24 protein-coding genes, 1 tRNA gene and 1 riboswitch are annotated in these 22,669 nt (G+C 70.4%); of the genes, 15 read left to right on the top strand and 10 right to left on the bottom strand.

The window, feature by feature from the left end; genetic code table 11:
* Positions 1-162: 162 nt before the first annotated feature.
* Positions 163-1,422 carry a PTS transporter subunit EIIC gene (locus G3I54_RS37245; RefSeq protein WP_164621552.1) on the bottom strand — a complete coding sequence of 420 codons (1,260 nt, stop codon included), beginning with the start codon at positions 1,420-1,422 and terminating at the stop codon, positions 163-165.
* Positions 1,423-1,641: 219 nt separating this feature from the next.
* On the opposite strand from G3I54_RS37245, the gene G3I54_RS37240 reads away from it, so the two are divergent.
* From G3I54_RS37240 to rdgB, 4 genes are all read left to right on the top strand, one after another.
* Positions 1,642-1,875 (top strand): PTS glucose/sucrose transporter subunit IIB, encoded by a 234-nt coding sequence (locus tag G3I54_RS37240; protein WP_010062050.1) that lies wholly within the window; start codon positions 1,642-1,644, stop codon positions 1,873-1,875.
* 162 nt (positions 1,876-2,037) lie between these two features.
* Positions 2,038-2,775 (top strand): ribonuclease PH, encoded by a 738-nt coding sequence (gene rph / locus G3I54_RS37235; RefSeq protein ID WP_003968867.1) that lies wholly within the window; start codon positions 2,038-2,040, stop codon positions 2,773-2,775.
* 123 nt (positions 2,776-2,898) lie between these two features.
* Entirely contained in the window at positions 2,899-3,288 is a 390-nt protein-coding gene (locus G3I54_RS37230) for a hypothetical protein (protein ID WP_164621550.1), read from the top strand.
* A gap of 72 nt (positions 3,289-3,360) precedes the next feature.
* The gene (rdgB, locus tag G3I54_RS37225; protein WP_164621548.1) at positions 3,361-3,963 is read left to right on the top strand and encodes an RdgB/HAM1 family non-canonical purine NTP pyrophosphatase; all 603 of its coding nucleotides are present in this window, start codon (positions 3,361-3,363) and stop codon (positions 3,961-3,963) included.
* A gap of 55 nt (positions 3,964-4,018) precedes the next feature.
* On the opposite strand, the gene G3I54_RS37220 is transcribed toward rdgB, so the two are convergent.
* From G3I54_RS37220 to bcp, 4 genes are all read right to left on the bottom strand, one after another.
* Positions 4,019-4,102, bottom strand: a tRNA-Leu gene (locus tag G3I54_RS37220).
* A gap of 53 nt (positions 4,103-4,155) precedes the next feature.
* Complete coding sequence (locus G3I54_RS37215) at positions 4,156-5,160, bottom strand: HNH endonuclease (RefSeq protein WP_164621539.1); 1,005 nt, start codon at positions 5,158-5,160, stop codon at positions 4,156-4,158.
* A 125-nt stretch (positions 5,161-5,285) separates the two neighbouring features.
* On the bottom strand, positions 5,286-6,782 hold the full coding sequence (proP, locus tag G3I54_RS37210; protein ID WP_164621537.1) for a glycine betaine/L-proline transporter ProP: 1,497 nt from the start codon (positions 6,780-6,782) through the stop codon (positions 5,286-5,288).
* Between the two features lie 200 nt (positions 6,783-6,982).
* Positions 6,983-7,450 (bottom strand): thioredoxin-dependent thiol peroxidase, encoded by a 468-nt coding sequence (gene bcp / locus G3I54_RS37205; RefSeq protein WP_164621535.1) that lies wholly within the window; start codon positions 7,448-7,450, stop codon positions 6,983-6,985.
* Between the two features lie 142 nt (positions 7,451-7,592).
* Here bcp and G3I54_RS37200 point away from each other — a divergent pair, with 142 nt between their 5' ends.
* The 3 genes from G3I54_RS37200 to G3I54_RS37190 all read left to right on the top strand — a co-directional run bounded on the left by G3I54_RS37200 (position 7,593) and on the right by G3I54_RS37190 (position 8,854).
* On the top strand, positions 7,593-7,913 hold the full coding sequence (locus G3I54_RS37200) for a DUF3618 domain-containing protein (RefSeq protein ID WP_164621533.1): 321 nt from the start codon (positions 7,593-7,595) through the stop codon (positions 7,911-7,913).
* A gap of 67 nt (positions 7,914-7,980) precedes the next feature.
* Positions 7,981-8,355 (top strand): co-chaperone GroES, encoded by a 375-nt coding sequence (locus G3I54_RS37195; protein WP_343240516.1) that lies wholly within the window; start codon positions 7,981-7,983, stop codon positions 8,353-8,355.
* Positions 8,356-8,438: 83 nt separating this feature from the next.
* Positions 8,439-8,497, top strand: a riboswitch (guanidine-III (ykkC-III) riboswitch).
* A 36-nt stretch (positions 8,498-8,533) separates the two neighbouring features.
* Positions 8,534-8,854, top strand: a complete 321-nt coding sequence (locus G3I54_RS37190) for a multidrug efflux SMR transporter (RefSeq protein ID WP_018488630.1) — start codon at positions 8,534-8,536, stop codon at positions 8,852-8,854.
* A 50-nt stretch (positions 8,855-8,904) separates the two neighbouring features.
* Here G3I54_RS37190 and G3I54_RS37185 read toward each other — a convergent pair whose 3' ends face one another.
* Complete coding sequence (locus tag G3I54_RS37185; RefSeq protein ID WP_164621531.1) at positions 8,905-11,334, bottom strand: transglycosylase domain-containing protein; 2,430 nt, start codon at positions 11,332-11,334, stop codon at positions 8,905-8,907.
* Positions 11,335-11,521: 187 nt separating this feature from the next.
* Here G3I54_RS37185 and G3I54_RS37180 point away from each other — a divergent pair, with 187 nt between their 5' ends.
* The 4 genes from G3I54_RS37180 (at position 11,522) to G3I54_RS37165 (ending at position 15,131) form a co-directional block, all read left to right on the top strand.
* On the top strand, positions 11,522-12,322 hold the full coding sequence (locus tag G3I54_RS37180) for an ABC-2 family transporter protein (protein ID WP_164621529.1): 801 nt from the start codon (positions 11,522-11,524) through the stop codon (positions 12,320-12,322).
* Positions 12,315-13,202, top strand: a complete 888-nt coding sequence (locus G3I54_RS37175) for an ABC transporter permease (RefSeq protein ID WP_164621527.1) — start codon at positions 12,315-12,317, stop codon at positions 13,200-13,202. Before G3I54_RS37180 ends, G3I54_RS37175 begins: the two co-directional genes overlap by 8 nt.
* Positions 13,203-13,219: 17 nt before the next feature.
* Entirely contained in the window at positions 13,220-14,239 is a 1,020-nt protein-coding gene (locus tag G3I54_RS37170; RefSeq protein ID WP_164621525.1) for an ATP-binding cassette domain-containing protein, read from the top strand.
* 175 nt (positions 14,240-14,414) lie between these two features.
* Positions 14,415-15,131, top strand: a complete 717-nt coding sequence (locus G3I54_RS37165) for a DUF1707 domain-containing protein (protein WP_164621590.1) — start codon at positions 14,415-14,417, stop codon at positions 15,129-15,131.
* 81 nt (positions 15,132-15,212) lie between these two features.
* Here the strand turns inward: G3I54_RS37165 and G3I54_RS37160 are convergent, their stop codons facing one another.
* Positions 15,213-16,460, bottom strand: a complete 1,248-nt coding sequence (locus tag G3I54_RS37160) for an SGNH/GDSL hydrolase family protein (RefSeq protein WP_164621516.1) — start codon at positions 16,458-16,460, stop codon at positions 15,213-15,215.
* Between the two features lie 97 nt (positions 16,461-16,557).
* Here G3I54_RS37160 and G3I54_RS37155 point away from each other — a divergent pair, with 97 nt between their 5' ends.
* Positions 16,558-18,114 carry a DUF445 domain-containing protein gene (locus G3I54_RS37155; RefSeq protein WP_164621514.1) on the top strand — a complete coding sequence of 519 codons (1,557 nt, stop codon included), beginning with the start codon at positions 16,558-16,560 and terminating at the stop codon, positions 18,112-18,114.
* Positions 18,115-18,323: 209 nt separating this feature from the next.
* Here the strand turns inward: G3I54_RS37155 and G3I54_RS37150 are convergent, their stop codons facing one another.
* Entirely contained in the window at positions 18,324-18,632 is a 309-nt protein-coding gene (locus tag G3I54_RS37150; RefSeq protein ID WP_164621513.1) for a hypothetical protein, read from the bottom strand.
* A gap of 191 nt (positions 18,633-18,823) precedes the next feature.
* Here G3I54_RS37150 and G3I54_RS37145 point away from each other — a divergent pair, with 191 nt between their 5' ends.
* Both G3I54_RS37145 and G3I54_RS37140 read left to right on the top strand, forming a co-directional pair.
* Complete coding sequence (locus tag G3I54_RS37145) at positions 18,824-19,717, top strand: alpha/beta hydrolase (RefSeq protein WP_164621588.1); 894 nt, start codon at positions 18,824-18,826, stop codon at positions 19,715-19,717.
* A gap of 4 nt (positions 19,718-19,721) precedes the next feature.
* A complete protein-coding gene (locus G3I54_RS37140) occupies positions 19,722-20,156 on the top strand; it encodes a hypothetical protein (protein ID WP_164621511.1) in 435 nt (144 codons plus the stop codon).
* Between the two features lie 97 nt (positions 20,157-20,253).
* Here the strand turns inward: G3I54_RS37140 and G3I54_RS37135 are convergent, their stop codons facing one another.
* Both G3I54_RS37135 and G3I54_RS37130 read right to left on the bottom strand, forming a co-directional pair.
* The gene (locus tag G3I54_RS37135; RefSeq protein ID WP_164621509.1) at positions 20,254-21,012 is read right to left on the bottom strand and encodes an excalibur calcium-binding domain-containing protein; all 759 of its coding nucleotides are present in this window, start codon (positions 21,010-21,012) and stop codon (positions 20,254-20,256) included.
* Between the two features lie 145 nt (positions 21,013-21,157).
* A complete protein-coding gene (locus G3I54_RS37130) occupies positions 21,158-21,709 on the bottom strand; it encodes a hypothetical protein (RefSeq protein ID WP_164621507.1) in 552 nt (183 codons plus the stop codon).
* 270 nt (positions 21,710-21,979) lie between these two features.
* Here G3I54_RS37130 and G3I54_RS37125 point away from each other — a divergent pair, with 270 nt between their 5' ends.
* Positions 21,980-22,621, top strand: coding sequence for a hypothetical protein (locus tag G3I54_RS37125; RefSeq protein WP_164621505.1), 642 nt, complete (start codon positions 21,980-21,982; stop codon positions 22,619-22,621).
* Positions 22,622-22,669 lie beyond the last annotated feature (48 nt).

The following is a 22,669-nucleotide window of genomic DNA, read 5'->3' as shown; positions in this document are numbered from 1 at the left end:
TGGTGTAGACCAGTTTTAGCACGGTGAGGGTTAGATAAGGAACCTTCAATTCCCTATCTCATTCGCAGTAGCAGACGGGATACGTTCGGTGACATGCCGAAGGCCCCCGGACCGGGTGGTCCGAGGGCCTTGCGGGGGCCGGGGCAAAGCCCCGGTGTGCTGCTACTTCGTCAAATCCTTCTCGATCTCCTTCTCGACCTCCTCCGGTTCGCGCCCCGGTGTCTTGAGGTTGAACGCGGTGATCGCGAAGCGGAAGACCACGTAGTAGATCACCGCGAAGCACGCGCCGATCGGGAGGATCAGCCAGGGTTTCGTATCCAGATGCCAGTTGACGATGTAGTCGATCAACCCGGCCGAGAAGCTGAACCCGGCATGCACCCCCAGCAGCCAGGTGATGCCCATGGAGGCTCCGGTGAGCACCGCGTGCACGCCGTACAGCAGCGGCGCGACGAACATGAACGAGAACTCGATGGGCTCGGTCACACCCGTGACGAACGAGGTCAGCGCCACCGACACCATCAGGCCCGCCACTTCCTTGCGGCGCTCGGGCCGCGCGGTGTGGGTGATGGCCAGGGCCGCGGCCGGCAGGCCGAACATCATGATCGGGAAGAAGCCCGAGGTGAACTGGCCGGCCGTCGGGTCCTCGGCGAAGAACCGGGAGATGTCGCCCTGCACGGTCTGGCCGTCCGACCCGACGAACTCGCCCGCCTGGAACCAGAAGAACGTGTTCAGGAACTGGTGCATGCCGACCGGGATCAGCAGCCGGTTCGCGAAGCCGAAGATCGCCGCGCCCCACGAGCCGAGGTTGATCAGCCGCTCCGAGAACCAGGTCAGCCCGTCGCCCACCGGCTGCCACAGCAGCCCGAACAGCACGCCGAGGATCACGCAGAGGAAGGCCATCAGGATCGGCACCAGACGCCGTCCGTTGAAGAAGCCCAGCCAGTCCACCAGCTTGGTCCGGTGGAAACGCTGCCAGACCACCGCGGTCAGCAGGCCGATGAGGATGCCGCCGAGGACGCCCGGGTTCTGCGGCTCACCGTTGGGCAGCTCGTCCGTGACCGTCCCGTCCATGGGGAAGGCGGTCAGCACTCCGCGGTAGACGAGGAAGCCCACCACGGCCGCCAGAGCGGTGGAGCCGTCCGCCTTCTTCGCGAAGCCGATGGCCACGCCGATGCAGAAGAGCAGCGGCAGGCCGAGTTTGCCGTCGAGGATCGCGCCGCCGCCGTTGAGGAGGACCGAGGCGGTCTTCTCCCAGAAGGAGCCGTGCAGATAGGAGCCGAACAGGTTGCCGAGGCTGACGAGCAGGCCTGCCGCCGGGAGGACGGCCACCGGGAGCTGAAGGCTCCGCCCGACCTTCTGCAGGCCCTGGACCGGTCCGTTCCACCATTTTTGCTGCGGTACCGCAGCGGCGCTCGAACTCATGGGCGTCCTCCCGGAACACTTCACGTTTGGCGGGCGTTGCAAACTGGTGTAGACCAGTTGCGTCACGGTCCGGGGTCCGTCCCGAAGGCAGGGCGCCGGTGATCGTCATCTTTCGGGATCGTCCGGTTACCCGCCCGCGAAGTTGGGCCAACCGTGCGTTACCGTGACGAAACGGACCCGCAGCGGGCGGCCGTCTGCGCGTGAAACAGGGAGAAGGACATGGCCACCAAGGCTGAGAAGATCGTCGCCGGGCTCGGCGGTATCGACAACATCGACGAGATCGAAGGCTGCATCACCCGCCTCCGCACCGAGGTCCACGACCCCAGCAAGGTCGACGAAGCCGCCCTCAAGGCCGCCGGCGCGCACGGCGTCGTCAAGATGGGCACCGCGATCCAGGTCGTCATCGGCACCGACGCGGACCCCATCGCCGCCGACATCGAAGACATGATGTGACCGGCTGACCTCACGCCGGCCCCACGCCCGCGCAGGCCCCGCACCCGACCCGGTGCGGGGCCTGCGCCGTACCCGGACAAGGGCCCGGCGCCGAACGTCCCCCGGACGGCCGCCCACCGCACCCGAACGGAGCCACCCCCGCCAGCGGATAAAGTCGGGCCCATGTCTCGCATCGACGGCCGCACCCCCGAACAGCTCCGCCCCGTCACCATCGAACGCGGCTGGAGCAAGCACGCCGAGGGCTCAGTCCTCATCTCCTTCGGCGACACCAAAGTCTTCTGCACCGCCTCCGTCACCGAAGGCGTCCCGCGCTGGCGCAAGGGCAGCGGTGAAGGCTGGGTCACCGCCGAGTACTCCATGCTGCCCCGCTCCACCAACACCCGAGGCGACCGCGAAGCCGTACGCGGCAAGATCGGCGGACGCACGCACGAGATCAGCCGCCTGATCGGCCGTTCCCTGCGCGCGGTCATCGACTACAAGGCCCTCGGCGAGAACACGATCGTCCTGGACTGCGACGTCCTCCAGGCCGACGGCGGCACCCGTACCGCCGCCATCACCGGCGCCTACGTCGCCCTCGCCGACGCCGTCGCCTGGGCCCAGGGCAAGAAGATCGTCAAGGCCGGCCGCAAGCCGCTCACCGACACCGTCGCCGCCATCAGCGTCGGCATCGTCGACGGCACCCCGCTCCTCGACCTCTGCTACGAGGAGGACGTCCGCGCCGAGACCGACATGAACGTCGTCTGCACCGGCGACGGCCGCTTCGTCGAGGTCCAGGGCACCGCCGAGGGCGCGCCCTTCGACCGCAAGGAGCTCGGCGCACTCCTCGACCTCGCCACCGCGGGCTGCGTCGACCTCGCCGCACTCCAGCGTGACGCACTCGCAACCACGCAGAACGCGTAGCGACTCGCCCTCCCCGGGTAAAGAAGCAACCAAATACGCACCACAGAGCGTCGTTACGGATACGGGCGCACGGGTCGAACCGTGCGTCCGTCCACGTATCGACCCCCGGGGAGGGACCGCACCATGGCTTCGCGCCGCCACCAACGCCTCGCACTCGCCACCGCCGCCACCCTGCTGACGCTGACCACGGCCGTGGGCTGCGCCGGCCTCGACAAGGCGCTCGACTGCGTCCGCACCGCCGACGCCATCGCCACCAGCGTCGGCAACCTCCAGCAGGCGGTCTCCAGCGCCTCCGAGGACATCACCCAGGCCTCCGAGTCCCTGGACGACATCGACCGCGAGCTGAAGAAGCTCGACGACACCACGGACAACGCCGACCTCTCCAAGGCCGTCGACGACCTCCAGGCGGGCGTCACCGACGTCCGCCAGTCCATCGAGCGCGGCGACGCCACCCCCGACATCACCCCGGTGACGGACGCGGCGACGGAGATCGGCAAGGTCTGCAGCCCGTAGCACGCGGGCGAGGGGCGGGCCGGAGGCGCGACCGGCCCGCCGCCCGTCACCCCCTACGGCGATAATCGCCCCATGAAGCGCCTGATCCTCGCCACCCGCAACGCCGGGAAAATCACCGAACTCCACGCCATCCTCGCCGACGCGGGACTCGACCTCGACCTCGTCGGCGCGGACGCGTACCCCGACATCCCCGACGTCAAGGAAACCGGCGTCACCTTCGCCGAGAACGCGCTCCTCAAGGCCCACGCCCTGGCCCGCGCCACCGGCCTCCCGGCGATCGCCGACGACTCCGGCCTCTGCGTGGACGTCCTCGGCGGCGCCCCCGGCATCTTCTCGGCCCGCTGGTCCGGCACCCACGGCGACGACAAGGCCAACCTGGACCTGCTCCTGGCCCAGCTGGGCGACATCGCGGACGAACACCGCGGCGCCTACTTCGCCTGCGCCGCCGCCCTGGCCCTCCCCGACGGCACGGAACGCGTGGTCGAGGGCCGCCTGAACGGCGCCCTGCGCCACACCCCTTCGGGCAGCCACGGCTTCGGCTACGACCCGATCCTCCAGCCGGAGGGCGAGACCCGGACCTGCGCGGAGCTGACACCGGCGGAGAAGAACGCGATCAGCCACCGGGGGAAGGCGTTCCGGGCGTTGGTGCCGGTGGTGCGGGAGCTGGTGGGGTAGGGCGGACAGAAAAACGGCCTGCGCATCAGTGTTTCGATGCGCAGGCCGTTCTCGGTGCGGCCGGTGGGACTCGAACCCACACGGGATCTCTCCCACGGCGTTCTAAGCGCCGCTCGTATGCCAATTCCGACACGGCCGCATCCGACAACCATGCTAGCCGGGACGGCGTCCGGGACGGTACGCGCATACGAATCAGGTTCGCGTCCGACTCCTCGGCCGTCGGTTACGGCACCACGTGTCTGTCAGCGCGTGGCAATTCGGGCACAAGTAGCGCAGGTTTTCTGCCCGGTTGTCCAGCCAGTCACCGTTGATGTGATCGATCTGGAGCGTGAACGACTGCCCCAGCCATTCGCCCGGGTTGCCGCAGGACACACAGCGGTATGGAATACCGACCTCCTGCAGGGCGCGGTGAAGCCGTGTGCGGTTGGTGCGGGATGAGCCGGGAGGTTTGACGATGAGGGTGGTCGGCGCGACCGCGCGAGGCTCGGGCACCTGCTGCGTCGCCCAGGAGCGTCGAATGAAGTGGCCGGTGTCGAGTTTCAGCTGAACAATCTTGCGTCGCACACGGCGATGATTGGTGTCATTGACTTCGAGGCCGAGCGCCCGCATGACGTCCGCGTAGCTGGTGCTCGGGGGAACCACATGCCGCAGGGCGTCCTCCGGTATCGCCAGGCGCGCGTTGCGAAAGTGTGAAGTGTCGACGCCACGCCTCCGCAGCAGGCTCGCCAGCGCCGAGCGTGACCGGCCGTCGTCGGGTATCCCCAGGCTGCGCGCTGTGCCCCGGATGCTCTCGGCCGATGCTGCTGCCGCCCGTAACTCATCGGTGGTGAAGGGGAGATCAGTCTGTGGGCGGTTCAGCCCCGGAAAGTGGCTGACATCGATTCCGGCGGCGGCGATACGGCGGCCGATGTGGGAGAGGGTGCCGCTGGCAGGCGGAACACCGAGTTTGTTGACGACCTCGCGTAGCGAGGTGGAGCATTTCACCGCTGCTGCGATCGCCGAGTCCGGGTACTTCTTCCACGGGCCGCGCTGCTTGAAATGCGAGGTGTCCAGCCCGTACTCCGCAGCCTTCCGCTGGAGCGTGCGTCGTCTGCCGCCGTTCTCCGGCAGCCCCAGTCGGTGCATCAGGTCGGTCCAGGTCGTCGATGCGGCTACGGCCTCCGCCAGCCGCTCCCGTGTGTACGGGCTCCTCCCCATGTCCCCCTCCGTCTCCGGCCGCACGTTCGCAGCCTCGTACGAAGTAACGAACCGCTTATCGGATGGTCACGTCCGGAATCCAGAGGGGGTACGCAAGGTGGGAACGGTGGAAAAGGCGGAACGGGTCAGAACTTCGGGTCGGGCGCCTGTGCCTGCACCAGTTCCGCCGCCTCCTCGTCCGTCTCGACCGACGGCGGGGAGCCGATCAGTGGCTGTTGGGCGGTCTCCTTCATGCAGGCGACCGCGATCACGCCGACCAGGGCCGCCGCCATCGCGTAGTACGCGGGCATCAGATTGGAGCCGGTCCAGCTGATCAGGGCGGTGATCACCAGCGGGGTCGTGCCGCCGAAGATCGACGCGGAGAGGTTGTAGCCGACCGACAGGGACCCGTAGCGGACGTTCGTCGGGAACAGGGCCGGCAGCGCCGCCGACATCGTGCCGAGCATGCAGACCAGGGAGAGGCCCAGCAGCAGCATGCCGACCGTGATCGGGAAGATGCCGTCCACCCGGATGAGGAGGAACGCGGGGAGGGAGAGGAAGAGGAAGCCCAGCATCCCGGTCATCAGCAGCGGTTTGCGGCCGAAGCGGTCGGAGAGCTTGCCGACCTGGCTGATGATCAGCATCAGGAACACCATCACCGCCAGCAGGATCAGCAGACCGTGGGTCTCGCTGTAGCCGAGCTCGTCGGAGAGGTACGTCGGCATGTACGACAGCAGCATGTAGTCGGTGATGTTGTACGCGCCGACCAGGCAGATGCAGAGGATCAGCGTCGGCCAGTACTGCCGGAAGATCTTCGCCAGGTCGCCCTTGGCCGTGGACTCGACGCCGTCCGCCGCCTCGCTCGCGTGCGCCGTGCCGCCCTCCAGCTTCTGGAAGGCCGGCGTCTCGTCCAGGCGCAGTCGCAGGTAGAGGCCGACCAGACCCAGCGGCCCCGCGACGAGGAACGGGATCCTCCACCCCCAGGCCTCCATCTGCGCGTCGTTCAGCAGGGCGTACAGGGCCGTGACGAGGCCCGCCGCGCCGACGTAGCCCGCCAGCGTGCCGAACTCCAGGAAGCTGCCGAAGAAGCCGCGCCGCTTGTCTGGGGCGTACTCGGCGATGAACGTGGACGCGCCGCCGTACTCACCGCCCGTCGAGAAGCCCTGGAGCATCCGGAAGAAGATCAGCAGGACCGCGGCCCATACGCCGATCGTGTCGTGCGAGGGGATCAGGCCGATCGCGAACGTGCCGACCGCCATCAGGATCATCGTCAGCGCGAGGACCTTCTTGCGGCCGACCTTGTCGCCCATCGGGCCGAAGAACATGCCGCCGAGCGGCCGTACGAGGAAGGCCACCGCGAAGGTCGCGAAGGAGGAGAGGAGCTGGGTGGTGTCGTTCCCGGACGGGAAGAACACATGTCCGATCGTGACGGCCAGATAGGAGTAGATGCCGAAGTCGAACCACTCCATGGCGTTGCCCAGCGAGGCCGCCTTCACGGCCCGCTTGACCGCGGCATCGTCCGTGACCGTGATGTCCGTCCGGCGCAGCCGAGGATTCCGCCTCTTCCGGATGGCCCGGAAGAGCGTGGGGTGGCGCTTGACCGCTGCGGGGTCGGCCGCCTGGTGGGGGTCGGGGGCCGCCATGGCCGGGTCCTTTCCTCGGAGTGTGTATCCAGGAAAGGCTTCTGCGCAGTCATGGCGGTCGCAAACCGACTTCGTGGGCCGATGCGATCTCCCTCACATGATCTGAACACGTTCTCCGGCCGGATGCCGCTCGGAATCGCCCCTATTGCCGGAATCGTGCGAGGGGTGGCCCGGGGCCGGAACCCCGGGCCGGGCGGGCGTCAGATGCCCAGATCCCTGATGATCTTCGCGACGTGGCCGGTCGCCTTCACGTTGTAGAACGCGTGCTCGACCTTGCCGTCCTCGTCGACGACGACGGTCGACCGGATCACGCCCGTCACCACTTTGCCGTAGAGCTTCTTCTCGCCGAAGGCGCCGTACGCCTCCAAAGTTTCCTTGGCCGGGTCGCCCACCAGGGTGACCTTGAGGTTCTCCGTGTCGCGGAACTTCGCGAGCTTCTCCGGCTTGTCGGGCGAGACGCCGATGACGTCGTACCCGGCGCTCGCCAGGAGGTCGAGGTTGTCCGTGAAATCGCAGGCCTGCTTGGTGCATCCGGGGGTAAGCGCGGCCGGGTAGAAGTACACGATGACCTTGCGGCCCTTGTGGTCCGCGAGCGACACCTCGTTGCCGTCGGCGTCGGGAAGGGTGAAGGCGGGAGCGGTGTCGCCGGGCTTCAGTCGCTCGCTCATGTGGTTCTCCTCGGGTGGTGCACGGGTCGGACGGGACCGAGGGTAATAGGGGTGCCGTCGGGTGTGCGGAGGTTCGAGCTGACAGACTGTCGACGAAGGCCCAGACGAAGGTTTACCGGACGACGACCACGGAGGCGGCGCAGTGTCGGATGCCAGGACCCCTGCGCAGATCGAGGCGGACATCATCAGCAGGCGCAAGCAGCTCGCTGTGGTGCTCGACGAGATCGGGGTGCGGGTACACCCGAAGACGATCATCGGAGACGCCAAGGCGAAGGCGGCCCAGTCCGTGGACCGGACGGCCGGCCGTGCCTTCGTCGCGGTGAACCGCTCGGTCTCGGAGGTGAAGGCCCAGTTCGTCGCGGAGGACGGTTCGCCGCGGCTGGAGCGGGTGATTCCCGCGGCGCTGCTGGTGGTCGGCGTGGTGGGGCTGCTCACCGTGTCCAAGCGCCGCCGTCGCGCGTGACCGGAACGTCGCGCGTGACCGGAACCCGGAGGCGTACGGCGCCGGGCGCGCCAGGTAGGTTGCGGGCGTGAGCGAGAACACCCACGAGGGCCACCGCGGTGCCACCGGCTCCGCCCACGACGACAAGCTGCCCATCCGGATGCTGCACGACCGGGTGCTGGTGCGGAACGACGCGTCCGAGGGTGAGCGGCGCTCCGGCGGCGGCATCCTGATCCCGGCGACGGCCGCGGTGGGCCGGCGGCTCGCCTGGGCCGTCGTCGTGGCGATCGGGCAGAACGTACGGACGGTGGAGCCCGGCGACCGGGTGCTGTACGACCCCGAGGACCGTGCCGAGGTCGAGGTGCGGGGCGTGGCGTACGTCCTGATGCGGGAGCGCGATCTGCACGCGGTGGCCGCCGACCGGTTCGAGGGTTCGGTGGATTCGACCGGGCTGTATCTGTAGGACCCGCGCTGTTCAGGGATCTGTAGGACCCGCGCTGTTCAGGGCCTGGTGACCGGTGTCACCAGGCCCTTTCCCTGTTTTTTGCTACGGTGGGACCACCCCGACGAGACGCGCCGTACCGGGTTGGCAAAGACGACGCACCCGTTCTGTTCGCGTGGTTTCGTCGGAGGTGCCTGTCATGGCGTGGGTTCTGTTGATCATCGCCGGTCTGCTCGAAGTGGGCTGGTCGATCGGGATGAAGTACACCGAGGGGTTCACGCGGCTGTGGCCGAGCGTGTTCACCGGCCTCGGGATCGTGGCGAGCATGGTGCTGCTGTCGCATGCGGCGAAGACGCTGCCGATCGGTACGGCGTACGGCGTGTGGGTCGGTATCGGCGCGGCCGGTGCGGCGATCCTGGGCATGGTCGTGCTGAACGAGCCGGTGACCGCCGCCCGGATCTTCTTCGTCTGTCTGCTGCTGGTGGCCGTGGTCGGCCTGAAGGCGACCTCTGGGCACTGAGGGCGACTTCGGGGCGGTTGAGGCGGGGCCGGTCACACCGGTCGCACCGGTCACACCGGTCGGCCGGCCGGGAAGTCCGGGCCGCGGGCGCCTTCGATGAAGCCGCCCGTGCCGCCGTTGCCGCCGCCGCTGTCCCCGCCTCCGCCGTTCCCACCGCCGTCACCGCCGGTGCTGCCGCCGCCTTCGGCGTTCCCTGTTTCCCCCGAGCCACCGGAGGCGTTGCCTCCGGTGGCTCCGTCGTTCCCGCCCGTCCCGCCGGTGTCCGCACCGGCGGGGGGCGCGGAGCTGACGGTCGGGCTGCTCGGCGTGGCGCCGGACGGGGCGGTGGAGGGGGTCGTGGGGTCCGACGCGGCGGACGGCTCCGCGCTTCCGTCGGGGTTCTCTTCGAGCAGGGGTTCGTCCTCCTCGTCGGAGCCCGGCATCGTCTCCAGGTCGAACTCCTGGGCCGGGGAGGAGCGCAGCGCCGCTTCCGTATAGGCGGCCCAGGTCTCGGCGGGTGCGCCGCCGCCGTTGATGCGGGGCAGGCCGAGTGCTCCGTACAGCGAGGTCTGGGCGCCGGTGTCCGGGTTCTGGCCCATCACGGCGACGACGGTCGCGAGGTCCGGGGTGTACCCGGCGAACCAGGCGGCCCGGTCCTCCTCCGCCGTGCCGGTCTTGCCCACGGCGGGGCGGCCGACCGCCTGGGCCGCGGTGCCGGTGCCGCCCTCCACGACGCTGCGCAGTACGGCGGTGGTGGTGTCGGCGGCCTCGCGGCTGACGGCCTGGTCGGTGGCGCGCTCGGGCAGTTCGACCTCGGCGCCGTCCTTGGTGATCTTCTCGACGAGGACGTACGGGCCGTGCCGGCCGTGGTCGGCGAGGGTGGCGTACGCCTCGGTCATGTCCAGGACGCTGGCGTTGGCGGGGCCGAGCGCGATGGAGGGGGAGGCGGTGAGGTCGGGGGTGTCGGCGGGGATGCCGAGGGCGATCGCGGTGTCCCGGACCTTGCCGGGGCCGACGTCCTGGGCCATCTGCGCGTAGACGGAGTTGACGGACTCGTCGGTGGCGGTGCGCACGGTGATGTCGCCGTGGTCGACGTCGTCCTCGTTGGCGGGGGCGTAGTCGGTGGCGCCCTGCGGGCCGACGACCGCGCGCTTGTTGGTGCCGTCGTAGACGGTGTTGGGCGTGATGGGGCGGCCGTCCTGGGTGGTGGAGTCGTTGACGACGGCGGAGGTGAGGACGAACGGTTTGAAGACGGATCCGACCTGGTAGTCGCGCCGGGTCGCGTTGCTGACGTACTGCTTCGTGTAGTCGATGCCGCCGTACAGGGCGACGACCGCGCCGGTGTCGGGGACGATCGAGGCGCCGCCGACCCGGACGTTGCGGTCGGCCTTGCGGCCGGTGCTGGTCTTGGACATCACGTTGGTATCGACGGCCTTGACGAAGGCGTCCTGCTTGGCCTTGTCGAGAGTGGTGGTGATGCGGTAGCCGCCGGTGGCGAGGGTCTTCTCGTCGAGGATGCCGCGCCGGTCCAGATAGTCCTCGACGGCCTGCACGATGTAGCCGCGCTGGCCGGAGAGCCCGGTGGACGGTTTGGCCTCGCCGGGGGTGGGGAAGCGCGTTGTCGCCCGTTCGGCGGCAGGGAGCCAGTCCTCCTTGACCATGCCGTCCAGGACGTAGTTCCAGCGGCGCTGGGCCGCGGGCTTGTTGTCGGGGTGGGCGACGACGTCGTAGGCGCTGGGCGCGTTGAGGAGGGAGGCGAGGTACGCGCCTTCGGCGGTGCTGAGGTCCTCGACGTTCTTGCCGTAGTAGGCCTGGGCGGCGGCCTGGACGCCGTACGCGTTGCGCCCGAAGTAGCTGGTGTTGAGGTAGCCCTCGAAGATCTGGTCCTTGGTCACCTCGCGGTTGAGCTTGACCGCGATGATGGCCTCCTTGGCCTTGCGCAGGACGGTCCGTTCCTGGCCGAGGTAGTAGTTCTTCACGTACTGCTGGGTGATCGTCGAGCCGCCCTGCTTGCCCTTGCCGGTCACGGTGTTCCAGCCGGCCCGGACCATCGCCTTCACGTCGACGGCGCGGCCGTCGGAGTAGAAGTCCCGGTCCTCGGCGGCCAGTACCGCGTGCTGGACGGTCATGGGGACCTGGGAGAGCTTGACCTTCTCCCGGTTCACGTCGCCGTCACGGGCGATGACGCTGCCGTCGTTGTAGAGGTAGACGTTGGACTGGGCGGTGGCCGAGGCGTTGGCGGCCGGGATGTCGACGAGCTGGTATCCGGCGAAGATCCCGCCGGCGAGGAGGAGGCCCAGGCCCAGCACGGTGCCGAGGACCATCCGCCAGGTGGGGACGGCACGCCGCCAGCCGGTGCGCCGGGGCCGCTGCTTCTTCCCGTTCTTCCCGCTCTTCGCACCCTTTCCGTTCGTCCCGGGCGGCTCGCCCCGGTCGCCGCCGGATGCGGCCGCCGCGTCCGAGGGGTCGCGGGGGGCCCAGTGCTGTGGCGCGTCGCTCATGTCCGTGGGGCTCCTCGGGCGTGGTCAGTTCTCCCATAGTGCCCGTTTAGCCGGGAAACCCTCGGTTCACCCCGGCTCGTTCCCTCCTCCGGTCGTCTCTTAATACGTTCGCGGAGGCCGTCACCCGTGCACTAGGCTCGTGCGCTTTGGTGCCGGGAGCCGGTGGCGGCGGGGGAGAGGGGACGGCGTGCGGCTCTATGCGGTGGTGGCGGGGGGTGCGTTCCGGCGCTACGCCACGTACCGGACGGCCACGGCCGCGGGCGTGTTCACCAACACGGTCTTCGGTTTCATCGTGGCGTACACCTATATCGCCCTGTGGGACGCACGTCCTCAGCTCGGCGGGTACGACACCGCCGAGGCGCTGACGTACGTCTGGCTCGGCCAGGCCCTGTTGATGGCCTGCGCCATGATGGGCGGCGGCTTCGAGGACGAGCTGGTGGAGCGGATCCGCACGGGAGACGTCGCCGTCGACCTGTACCGCCCGATCGACCTCCAGCTGTGGTGGCTGGCGGGCGACCTGGGCCGGGCGGCGTTCCATCTGCTGGGGCGCGGTGTCGCGCCGATGTTCCTGGGGGCGCTCGCCTTCGATCTGGCGCTTCCCGGCTCGCTGTGGACCTGGCCGGCGTTCTTCGTCTCGGTGTTCCTGGGCGTGGTGGTCAGTTTCGCGGTGCGCTATGTGGTCGCGCTGTCGGCGTTCTGGCTGATGGACGGGGCGGGCGCGATGCGGATCGTGTCGCTGGCCGGGCTGTTCTTCTCCGGGATGCTGCTGCCGCTGAACCTGTTCCCCGGGCTGCTCGGCGAGGTGGCGCGGGCGCTGCCGTGGTCCTCGCTGCTCCAGGTCCCGGCCGATGTGTTCCTCGGCAAGCACACGGGGTGGGGGCTGGTGGAGGTGTACGCGTTCCAGGGCGGCTGGGCGGTGGCGCTGCTGCTGGCGGGCCGTCTGCTGCAGACCGCGGCGACCAGGAGGGTGGTGGTGCAGGGTGGCTGACACGGTGGCGGTGCGGACCGGCGGGGAACAGGGCGACCCGGAACCGGGCGGTTTCGCGTTCGAGGAGCGCCCCCGGCTGCTGGAGGGCGTGCGCGCGTACGGGCTGATCATGGCGATGTGGGTGCGCTCGACGATGGCGTACCGGGCCTCGTTCGCCATGACGGCGTTCGGGGACTTCGCGGTGACGGCCTTCGACTTCGTGACGATCCTGCTGATGTTCACGCACGTCGACGCGCTGGGCGGCTACACGCTGCCGGAGATCGCCCTGCTGTACGGGGTGTCGGCCACCGCGTTCGGGCTGTGCGATCTGCTGCTGGGCTCGATGGACCGGGTGGGCCGCCGGGTGCGCGACGGGACGCTCGACACCCTGCTGGTGCGGCCGGTGCCGGTGCTGGCGCAGGTGGCGGCGGACCGGTTCGCGCTGCGCCGGCTGGGGCGGATCACGCAGGGGCTGCTGGTGCTCGGCTACGCGCTCGTCTCGCTGGACATCGCGTGGACGCCGGTGAAGGTGCTGATGCTGCCGATGATGGTGGTGAGCGGGGCGGCGATCTTCGGGGCGATCTTCGTCGCGGGGGCGGCGTTCCAGTTCGTCGCGCAGGACGCCTCGGAGGTGCAGAACTCCTTCACGTACGGCGGGACGACGCTGCTCCAGTACCCGCCCACGATCTTCGCGAAGGACCTCGTGCGCGGGGTGACGTTCGTGGTGCCGCTGGCCTTCGTCAGCTGGCTGCCCGCGCTGTACGTGCTCGGCCGGGACTACCCGGTCGACCTGCCGCGGTGGGTGGCGTTCCTGCCGCCGCTGGTGGCGGCGGTCTGCTGGGTGCTGGCGGGCCTCGCGTGGCGGGCGGGGCTGCGGGCGTACCGGAGCACGGGAAGTTGAGGAATCAGGAGCCGACCATGTCGGACGGGACTACGCGGGAGAGCACGGGCATGGCGGACGACGGCTTCATCACGCTCGACGGCGTCGAGAAGGTCTTCCAGGTCCGCCGGAAGGCCGGCCTGGTGCGCAGGGAACGGCACGAGGTCCGGGCCGTGGACGGGATCAGCTTCCAGGTCGCGCGCGGCGAGATGGTCGGCTACATCGGCCCGAACGGGGCCGGAAAGTCGACCACGATCAAGATGCTGACGGGCATCCTCACCCCGAGCGGCGGCCGGCTGCGCGTCGCGGGCATCGACCCCTCCCGCGAACGTACGCGCCTGGCGCACCGCATCGGTGTGGTCTTCGGCCAGCGGACGACCCTCTGGTGGGACCTGCCGCTGCGCGATTCGTACCGGCTGATGCACCGCATGTACCGCATCCCCGACCGGCGTTACCGGGAGAACCTGGACCGCTGCGTCGAACTCCTCGACCTGGGCGAGCTGTTGGACGTACCCGTACGGCAGCTCTCGCTCGGCCAGCGGATGCGCGGCGACATCGCGGCGGCGCTGCTGCACGATCCGGAGGTGCTGTACCTGGACGAGCCGACGATCGGCCTGGATGTGATCTCCAAGGCCAAAGTGCGGCAGTTCCTCAAGGAGTTGAACGCCGAGCGCGGGACGACGGTCCTGCTCACGACGCACGACCTCACCGACATCGAGCAGTTGTGCAGCCGGGTGATGGTGATCGACCACGGCCGGCTGATGTACGACGGTTCGCTGGCGGGCCTCCACGAGGTGGGGGAGAGCGAGCGCATGCTCGTGGTGGACCTGGAGAGCGAACTCCCCCCGATCGTGCTGGAGCCGCAGGGCGCGGAAGGCGGACCGGCCGTGCGGGCGGTCAAGGTGGAGGGCCCGCGCCAGTGGCTGGCGTTCCCCGCCGCCGTGTCGGCGGCCCCGCTGGTGGCGCGGATCGCCGCGGAGTACCCGCTGGTCGACCTGTCGGTGCGGGAGCCGGACATCGAGGCCGTGATCGCGAGGATGTACGCGTCCGCGCCGTGACGGGCGCCCTCCCGGAGGGCCGCCGGGGCCTTCCTGGTTGCCTTTTCCGGTTGTCTATTCCGGTTGTCTTCCGGCTGTCTTCCGGGGCGGCGCGCGTACGTCGTGGGCCTGCGGGTCTGTGCCGGGAACGGGTCCGTTCAATAGGCTGCGCGGTATGACAAGTGAACGTCCGGAAATGCGCGCCTCCGACGCCGAGCGTGAGCGGATCGCGGAACTGCTGCGCGAGGCCGTGGCCGAGGGCCGACTGGATATGGACGAGTTCGACCAGCGCCTCGAAACGGCCTACAAGGCCCGTACGCACGGGGAGTTGGAACCGCTCGTCCAGGACCTTCCGGCACCCGGATCGGCGGTCGCCCCGGTGGGCTCGTCCGCGCCCGCCCCGCTGCGGGGTTCCGCGGCGAACTGGCCCGCGCGGATCGGCGGCAACGCCACCTCGAAGGGGGCGTTCGCCTTCTGGGGCGGGTTCAACCGGAAGGGCCGCTGGACGGTGGCCCGGAAGTTCACCGCGTTCGCGATGTGGGGCGGCGGCGAGATCGATCTGCGCGAGGCGAACTTCGAGGACCGCGAGGTCGTCATCCGCTGCTTCACGATCATGGGCGGCCTCCATGTGACCGCACCGCCGGAGCTGAACGTCGAAGTCAGAGGCATCGGCATCATGGGCGGCTTCGGCGAGGGCTCCAACGAGGACGGCGAGATCGCCCCCGACTCCCCGCATGTGCGGATCACCGGCTTCGCCCTGATGGGCGGCGTCGGCGTCGAGCGCAAGCGGACGAAGGCGGAGCGCCGCCGCCTGAAGGCCGCGGAGGAAGCGGAACTGGAGGCGCGCCGCCGACGCGGTCTTGAGGGCCCGGACGGCGGCGCGGGCGGTGGCGGCGGCCGCAAGGAACTCTGAGCGCCAAACCCGCCTCGGGCGGCCCGACCGGCCACCCGCCCGACCGGCCCGCCCTGCCCGTACGGACGTCTCCTCAGCGGCTCACAGCGCGTCGGACCGGGGCGCACGGGCCCGGTCCAGGAGCTTCAGGTCCACGTGGTCGCCGAGCGCGCGGTACCCGTCGTCGTTGAGGTGCAGATGGTCGCCGGAGTCGTACGAGGTGAGGATCCGGGTCGGCGCGGCGGGGTCGCGCACCGCCGCGTCGAAGTCCACGTACGCGTCGAAGACCGCGCCCGCCCGGATCTGCTCGTTGACCGCCCGGCGCACGGCCTCGCGCTGCGGCGTCCAGGTGGCGAAGCCCTCGAACGGGGTCAGCGTCGCGCCGACGACCGTGAGTCCGCGGGCGTGCGCCCGGTCGGTGAGGGCGCGCAGGCTGTCCACGATGCGCCGGGGGTCGGCCTCCTGCGGTGACTGCTGTACGTCGTTGATGCCGAGCGCCACGACGACCGTCCGGGCTCCGGCGACCGACAGCACGTCGCGGTCGAGCCGGTCGGTGCCCGCCTGGCCCCCGGTGCCGCGGCCGATGCCCACGACCCGGTTGCCCGCGATGCCCGCGTTGGCGACCCCGTACCGGCCGCCCAGCCGGTCGGCGAGGACGTCGGGCCAGCGGGCGTTGGCGTCGGTGGTGGAGCCGCTGCCCGCGGTCAGGGAGTCCCCGAGGGCGACGACCGCGCCGCGCGCCCGCTCGCTGCGGACGTCCACGGCGGTCAGATAGCGCCAGTGGCTGGTGCTCCAGGTGCCGCGTTCGTCGATCAGATACGAGGTCTGATGGGTGTTGGGGTGGTAGGTGACCGGCCCGCCCGCCTGCGGGGTGCGGAAGCTGACCTGGAGGTCGGAGTCGGGGGCCACGGGCACCACGACCGGGTCGCTGATGACCCGTCCGCCCGCGGCGACGGTGACGGCGGCGGCGCCCTTGAAGGTCACCGGCCGGGTGTTGACGGTGGCCTGGTCGATGACCAGGGGGGCCGTGCCGAAGAGGTTCGACAGGGTGATGCGGGCGACGTTCCCGCCGATGCTGGTGTGCACGACGTTACGGATGGTGCGCCCGGGGAGCCCGCCCTCGGTGCCCGGTTCGCCGCGGACGGGCGCGGCGGTCCAGGTGGCGACCCAGCTGCCGCCCGAGGCGGCGGGGTCGACCGGGTTACGGGCCGCCGCCTGGGTCTCGGCGGGCGGGAGCGGTGTCGACCGGGGACCGGAGAGCAGCGTCGTACCGAAGGCGACGGCGGCGGCGAGCACGGCGGTGCCCGCCACTAGGGCGATGAGCAGGGCATACCCCTGGCGCCTGGGCATGTGCGGTGTTTCTCCTTGTGATGATCGTGCTGGTCCCATGATGCGACAGGCCGTCGGGAACTCGACGTGCGGCCCGGGAGTAGGGGAGGTAGGGACAATGCGTACGTCACGGGGGCGAGACGTACGCGGACGGGTGGAGCGGATGGAACGGACCGGATCCGGCGAGCAGGAGCAGGGCGAGGACGCGGTGCAGGAGTCGGAGCAGTCGCAGGGGCAAGGGCCGGTCGCGGTGCGGGATTCCGGGAGCGCCGGGAGCACCGGAGGCACCGGAGGCAGCGGGGGCGCCGGGGGCTCCGGAGGCACCGGGGGCAGCGGGGGCGCCGGGGGCTCCGGAGGCACCGGGGGCTCTGAGGGCTCCGGGGCGCCGCCGCGCGGAGCGGGTCCCCTGGCCTCGTTCGCGTACACCGCCGCCGACGAGGAGAAACAGCGCGGCGTACGGCGCATGAAACTCACGGCCACCGGCCTCCTTCTGCTCGTCGCGATCGTCTACGTCCTGGCCACCTGGGCGAAGAACTCAGGCGTGGGGGGCTGGCCGGGCTACGTTGCGGCGGCTGCCGAGGCGGGGATGGTGGGCGCGCTGGCGGACTGGTTCGCCGTGACGGCGCTCTTCCGGCGCCCGCTCGGCCTGCCCATTCCGCACACGGCCATCATCCCCACCAAGAAGGATCAGCTAGGACAGTCCCTCGGTTCCTTCGTTGGCGAGAACTTTCTCTCCGGAGACGTCATTCGTGACCGAATTCACGCTCTGGGGGTCGGTCGGAGGCTCGGTGTGTGGCTCGCGGAGCCGGCCCACGCGGACCGGGTCACCGCCGAGCTGGCGACCGCCCTGCGCGGTGCGCTGACGGTCCTTCGGGATTCCGATGTGCAGGCGGTGGTCGGCGAGGCCATCACCCGGCGCGCGGACGCGGCGGAGGTCGGCCCGGGCCTCGGCAAGATGCTGGAGAAGGTCGTCACGGACGGCGGCCACCGCAAGGTCGTCGACCTCGTCTGCGTACGGGCGCACGACTGGCTGGTGGAGCACGGCGACTCGGTGATGAACGCGGTCCAGGGCGGGGCCCCCGGCTGGACCCCGCGGTTCGTGGACAAGCGGGTGGGGGAGCGCGTCTACAAGGAACTGCTGCGGTTCGTCACGGAGATGCGGGACATGCCGGAGCACCCGGCGCGCGGCTCCATCGACACGTTCCTGACCGACTTCGCGGCCGACCTCCAGAGCGACGCCGACACCCGGGCCCGCGTGGAGCGGCTGAAGTCGGAGATCCTGGGCCGCGGCGAGGTCCAGGACGTCATCGCCTCGGCCTGGTCCTCCGTCCGCACGATGATCCTCTCGGCGGCGGAGGACGAGCGCAGCGAACTGCGGCTGCGGGCCCGCGCCTCGCTGATGTCGCTGGGCGCCAAGCTGGCGAGCGACGGACGGCTCCAGGGCAAGGTGGACGGCTGGCTGGAGGACGCGGCGGTGTACGTGGTGACGACGTACCGCGCGGAGATCACCTCGCTGATCAGCGAGACGGTCGCGGGCTGGGACGCGGACCAGACCTCGAAGAAGATCGAGGCGCACATCGGCCGCGACCTCCAGTTCATCCGGATCAACGGCACGGTGGTCGGCGCGCTGGCGGGCCTGGCGATCTACACGGTGTCGCACGCGCTGGGCGGCTGAGCCCTGAGCCCTGCGGGTTCCGGGTGCGTACCCGTCCTGTCGTGTACGGGTACGCACCCGGCTTACGCGGGGGAGTTGCCCGGTAGTACGGGCGCGGAGCGGCGGGCGTTCAGAGCCCTGCCGGCTTCTTTGTGCTTCTTTCCGCCCCGCGAATGCCGGCTCGGGTCTGGCTGGTCGGTGCGCTCTGGGGCCGGGCCCGGGAGAACGCTTCAGGCGCGCGCGACCCGCCGGGTGACGGCCCAGGACGCGGCGGCCACGCCGCCCGCGACCGCGAAGACGGCGGGCCATGCGCCGACCTTTTTGGCGAGCGGGTGTGATCCGGCGAAGGCGGCGACGTAGACGACGGTCAGTCCGGCGGCGGTACGGGGCCCGGCCTGGCGGTTCCACTCGTACGCGGCGATGGACCCGGCGGCGGCGAGCGCGACGCCGCCGAGCGGTCGCTTCTTGGTCCACCGGGCGACGCCGTAGCCTCCGATGAGCCCGCTCGCCGCCACTGCCGCTGCCGGTACGTTCGCCATCGCCGCCACCATCGCTTCCTGTAAGCCGTCGGTATATCCGTGGTTGGCTCCTCCGCCCGAGGCTAGCGTTCAGGGCGACGGTGCCGCCGAGCGGGACGGCGTACGGGGAAGTGACGGGCGGACGGGCGGACGGACGGGGTTTCGGGGTGGGAGCAGTCACGAGCACGGGTACAGGCACAGGTACGAGCACGATCACGGTGACGGTCGAGGAAGGCGGAGAGCCGGGCGGGCCCGGGCCCGTACGCCTCTTCTGCACCGACCACGGCGGCGAGGGCCCGCCCCTGCTCCTGCTGCACGGCCTGGCGGGCCATTGCGGCGAGTGGGAGGCGCTGGCGGCCCGGTTCGCGGCCACGCACCGGGTGGTCGCCTTCGACGCCCGGGGCAGCGGGGCGAGCACCCGCCGCCCCGGTGACGTGACGCGGGCGGCGCACGTACGCGATGTCCTCGCCGTCGCGCACCGGTTCGGTCTGGCCGGGCCGGACACGGTGCTGGTCGGCCAGTCGATGGGCGGCCTCACCGCACTGCTGACGGCGGCGGCGCACCCGGAGGTGTGCCGTGCGCTGATCCTGATCGAGGCGGGCCCGGCGGGCCCGAGCCCGGAGCTGCCGGAGCAGATCGGGCGCTGGCTGGACTCCTGGCCGGTGCCGTTCCCGGACGTGGCGGCGGCCGAGGCGTTCTTCGGCGGCGGCCCTGCGGGCCGGGCCTGGGCGGCGGGGCTCGCGCCCGGCCCCGGCGGACTGCACCCCCGCGTGGACCGGGACGTGATGGTGGCCACCGTCCGGGAGAACGCGCGACGGCACTACTGGGACGCCTGGGACCGGGTGCGTTGCCCGGTGCTGGTGGTACGGGGCGAGAACGGCGCGATGAAGCCGGACGAGGCGGACCGGATGCGGGCCCGGCACCCCGCGACGCGGATCGCCGTGATCCCGGACGCGGGCCACGACGCCCACCTGGACGACACGGCTGCGGTGTACGAGGAGATGGCAGCCTTTCTGGCGCAGGTCCGGGCCGGCCCCGACCCGGCAGGAACGGCGTGCGCATCAACGGCGTGCGCATCGTCGGACGAACCCCGCGCCGAAGGGTGAAGCCATGACCTTGCGTTCCGACGTGGCCGAGTTGCTGACCGGTGCCGGCGTCCTCGACGTGGACATCGACGAGGCCGTCGCGGACGAGCACGTGCGCTCGTCCGCGTACCGACGCGTCGTCTCGGCCACCGCTTCCGCACGGAACCGCGACCAGTGGTCGGCCGGGTTGCTGCCGGAGATCGACAGGCTCAAGGCGGAGGGGAATCGCGACTTCATTCGACGCCGCGTGCAGGACTGGCTGTTCTTCCTGTCCATCAAGGATGGTCACGTGCCGACGTCGGCCGAGCTGCTGAAGGTCTCGGCCTGGATGCAGCGCGTCCTCGCCGAGGGGGCGACGTCGTCGGCGGTACTCGCCCTGCTCGCCGAGTCGGGAAGCGGCAGGAAGAGTCGGAACATCGCGAGGAACCGAGCCGGAAGCCGCGAGCTGAGAACGCGATGAGCGGGTCGGAAGAAGCTGGCGTGAACGGCTCGGAGGCACCCGGGAGCGACCGGAGGCGCCCGGAAGCGACCGAAGGAGCCCGGAAGCCGCGCGAGGCTCACTCGCAGCCGACGCCGTCCCCGTCGCGGTCGAGGTGCCGCCCGTAGCCGGGGTCACCGGCCCGGATGGGTGCGGCTCCCGCGTTCCGTACGGCGGTGCAGTTCGCGTAGGAGGTACTGCCCCCACCGCCCGAACCGGAGCCCGAACCTGAACCGGAGTCCGAATCCGTACCCGAGGTCGATTCCGTACCCGAAGCCGATCCCGTACCCGAGGCCGAGGCCGAGGCCGGGGTCGGAGTCGGCTCGGGGGCGGGCGCGGTGACGGTGATGCGGACGACGGCAGTGGCGGCGGGGACCTTGGTTCCCTTCACGAGAACCCGGTACGTCAGCTCGTCCTCACCGGCGTACCCGTCCCTGGCGGTGTACGTGACCGTGGTCCCGGACACCGAGGCGGAACCATGGCCGGGCGCGGTGTCGATGTCCAGGGACAGTTCGGCGGCGTCGTAGGCGTCGAGCAGCGCCGCTCCGGCCCCGCTCTCCAGGGTGACGGAGTCATTGTCGAGGACGTCCACGTCCAGGCTGTCGCCCGCGTCGACGCTCTGCTCGTCGTCGTCCATGAGGGCCAGCGCCCGCTTCACGGGGGCAGACGAACTGCCCGACGCGGCGACCTCGGCGGCGCCCTGCCCGCCCAGGCCGTCCGCACTGCCGTCGTCGCTTCCGCACCCCGTGAGGATCAGCGCGAGCGCGCCCGCTCCGGCCGCTGTCCGTATCCGGAGGATCCCGCGCCTCGGCCGCCGTGACTGCTTCCTCGTCTGCATGTGTTGCCCCCAAGGCCGAACGCTGTGCGGTGGAGCAGTCGATGCTCGCAGCGCGTCCGGGCGCACATCAGGGGCATGCGGGAAGCGAAGCGGAATTGTGATGAGAGCGTGTACAAAGCGTGCAGGAGTGGTCGGCGGCGCGACCTCACCCGGTGTACCGCTGCCCCAGCAGCTGAGCCTGCGCCTTCTTCAGGGCGGTGAACCCGGTCCGGGCGTAGGCGGCGAGGTCCTGGCTCGGGAACGACACGACGGACAGGTGCTGGTCGTACCGTCCCTCCGCCCACCGGGCCGCCGTGATCTCGTAACCGGACACGTGTGCGCACAACTTGAGCAGAAGCGGAGGCATCTCCGATTCGCGCAGCAGGTCGGCGTGGGTGACCACGAGATCGCGCATGGTCCGGATGTTCGGCAGGAAGACAGTGGTGACCCACAGCCGCCACTCGGCGAGTTCCTCCTCGGTGGGCGGTTCTTCGTGGTCGAAGGGAGAACGTCCGTCGGGCCGGACATTGCGCTGGGCGAAGGCTTCGAAGGCGCGGCTGTTGGCCTCGGTGATGGCGAACAACGGACCGTAGAAGTCGCTGAGTTGCCGATTCACGCGCGCGAGCCGCTCCTGACGCTGGGCCAGCCGCAATCCGTTCAGGTAGGCCGCGACGTACCCGACGAAGGCCAGGGCGATGGTGACGACCAGAGCAGTCATGGAGGGTGATGCTACTGAGCGGGCGCGAGAGGCAACCAGTCCGACGCCGTCGAACGCCAACCACCGCACACAGTCCAGCCGAGCGCCCCACAGGAGGACGACCTCTTCCACAACCGCCAGGTCGTCGCCCTGGGTGACACCGGTCATCCCGACGAGCACGCAAGCCACTCCATGACCTGCTGCCCGCTGCCCGCTGCCCGCTGTCTGCCGGTCTCTCCCCCCACCCATCCACCAAGCCCAAGTCATCGGACCCGCTGATAGATTCCTGCGGTGAGCGAGCAACTACCCAGCGGTGGCGTCGAGCTGTCACCCGACGAGATCGAGGCCCTGGACGCGAGGTGGTCGTCCTGCTGGACCCCGAGCGAGGTCGCGCAGCGGCTGGCAGGGCTCGACACACCCTGGTACGTGGCCGCAGGCTGGGCGCTGGACCTGTTCCGCGGCAGGCAGACGCGTACGCACGGGGACATCGAGATCGGGATTCCGTACGCGAGTTTTCCCGAGGTCCGCCGCCGCTTTCCCGGGTACGTCTTCGACGCGGCGGGCAGCGGCCGGATCTGGGCGGACGCCACGCCGGAGGCGCTGGTCGCCGTACATCAGACGTGGCTCCGCGATCCGGCCACCGGCAACTACCTGCTCGACGTGTTCCGGGAACCGCACGAGGGCGACACCTGGATCTGCCGACGCGACGAGCGGATCCGGCTCCCGTACAGCGAGATCATCCAGCACGATCACGACGGCATCCCGTATCTGGCGCCCGAACTGGTACTCCTGTTCAAGGCCAAGCACGCCCGCGAGAAGGACCGCAGAGACTTCGAGACGACCGTCCCGCACCTGACCCGGTCGCAGCGCGAGACCCTGGCCGAGCTGCTGGCCCGCGTACACCCGGGACACGCCTGGCTCAAGGACCTGTAGCCGACCCCGGTGTACGCGGAAGCCGAACCACGAGCGGGGCGGCGGACG

Origin of the sequence: Streptomyces sp. SID14515, assembly GCF_010548505.1 — a bacterium.
Classification (GTDB): domain Bacteria; phylum Actinomycetota; class Actinomycetes; order Streptomycetales; family Streptomycetaceae; genus Streptomyces; species Streptomyces caviscabies.
This window is presented reverse-complemented; position numbering and strand designations above follow the sequence as displayed.

Bases quoted from the DNA above. Each gene is read 5' to 3' on its own strand.
- G3I54_RS37245 (WP_164621552.1), bottom strand. From the start codon at position 1,422: ATGAGTTCGAGCGCCGCTGCGGTACCGCAGCAAAAATGGTGGAACGGA.
- G3I54_RS37240 (WP_010062050.1), top strand. From the start codon at position 1,642: ATGGCCACCAAGGCTGAGAAGATCGTCGCCGGGCTCGGCGGTATCGAC.
- rph (WP_003968867.1), top strand. From the start codon at position 2,038: ATGTCTCGCATCGACGGCCGCACCCCCGAACAGCTCCGCCCCGTCACC.
- G3I54_RS37230 (WP_164621550.1), top strand. From the start codon at position 2,899: ATGGCTTCGCGCCGCCACCAACGCCTCGCACTCGCCACCGCCGCCACC.
- rdgB (WP_164621548.1), top strand. From the start codon at position 3,361: ATGAAGCGCCTGATCCTCGCCACCCGCAACGCCGGGAAAATCACCGAA.
- G3I54_RS37215 (WP_164621539.1), bottom strand. From the start codon at position 5,160: ATGGGGAGGAGCCCGTACACACGGGAGCGGCTGGCGGAGGCCGTAGCC.
- proP (WP_164621537.1), bottom strand. From the start codon at position 6,782: ATGGCGGCCCCCGACCCCCACCAGGCGGCCGACCCCGCAGCGGTCAAG.
- bcp (WP_164621535.1), bottom strand. From the start codon at position 7,450: ATGAGCGAGCGACTGAAGCCCGGCGACACCGCTCCCGCCTTCACCCTT.
- G3I54_RS37190 (WP_018488630.1), top strand. From the start codon at position 8,534: ATGGCGTGGGTTCTGTTGATCATCGCCGGTCTGCTCGAAGTGGGCTGG.
- G3I54_RS37185 (WP_164621531.1), bottom strand. From the start codon at position 11,334: ATGAGCGACGCGCCACAGCACTGGGCCCCCCGCGACCCCTCGGACGCG.
- G3I54_RS37170 (WP_164621525.1), top strand. From the start codon at position 13,220: ATGTCGGACGGGACTACGCGGGAGAGCACGGGCATGGCGGACGACGGC.
- G3I54_RS37165 (WP_164621590.1), top strand. From the start codon at position 14,415: ATGCGCGCCTCCGACGCCGAGCGTGAGCGGATCGCGGAACTGCTGCGC.
- G3I54_RS37160 (WP_164621516.1), bottom strand. From the start codon at position 16,460: ATGCCCAGGCGCCAGGGGTATGCCCTGCTCATCGCCCTAGTGGCGGGC.
- G3I54_RS37155 (WP_164621514.1), top strand. From the start codon at position 16,558: ATGCGTACGTCACGGGGGCGAGACGTACGCGGACGGGTGGAGCGGATG.
- G3I54_RS37150 (WP_164621513.1), bottom strand. From the start codon at position 18,632: ATGGCGAACGTACCGGCAGCGGCAGTGGCGGCGAGCGGGCTCATCGGA.
- G3I54_RS37140 (WP_164621511.1), top strand. From the start codon at position 19,722: ATGACCTTGCGTTCCGACGTGGCCGAGTTGCTGACCGGTGCCGGCGTC.
- G3I54_RS37135 (WP_164621509.1), bottom strand. From the start codon at position 21,012: ATGCAGACGAGGAAGCAGTCACGGCGGCCGAGGCGCGGGATCCTCCGG.
- G3I54_RS37130 (WP_164621507.1), bottom strand. From the start codon at position 21,709: ATGACTGCTCTGGTCGTCACCATCGCCCTGGCCTTCGTCGGGTACGTC.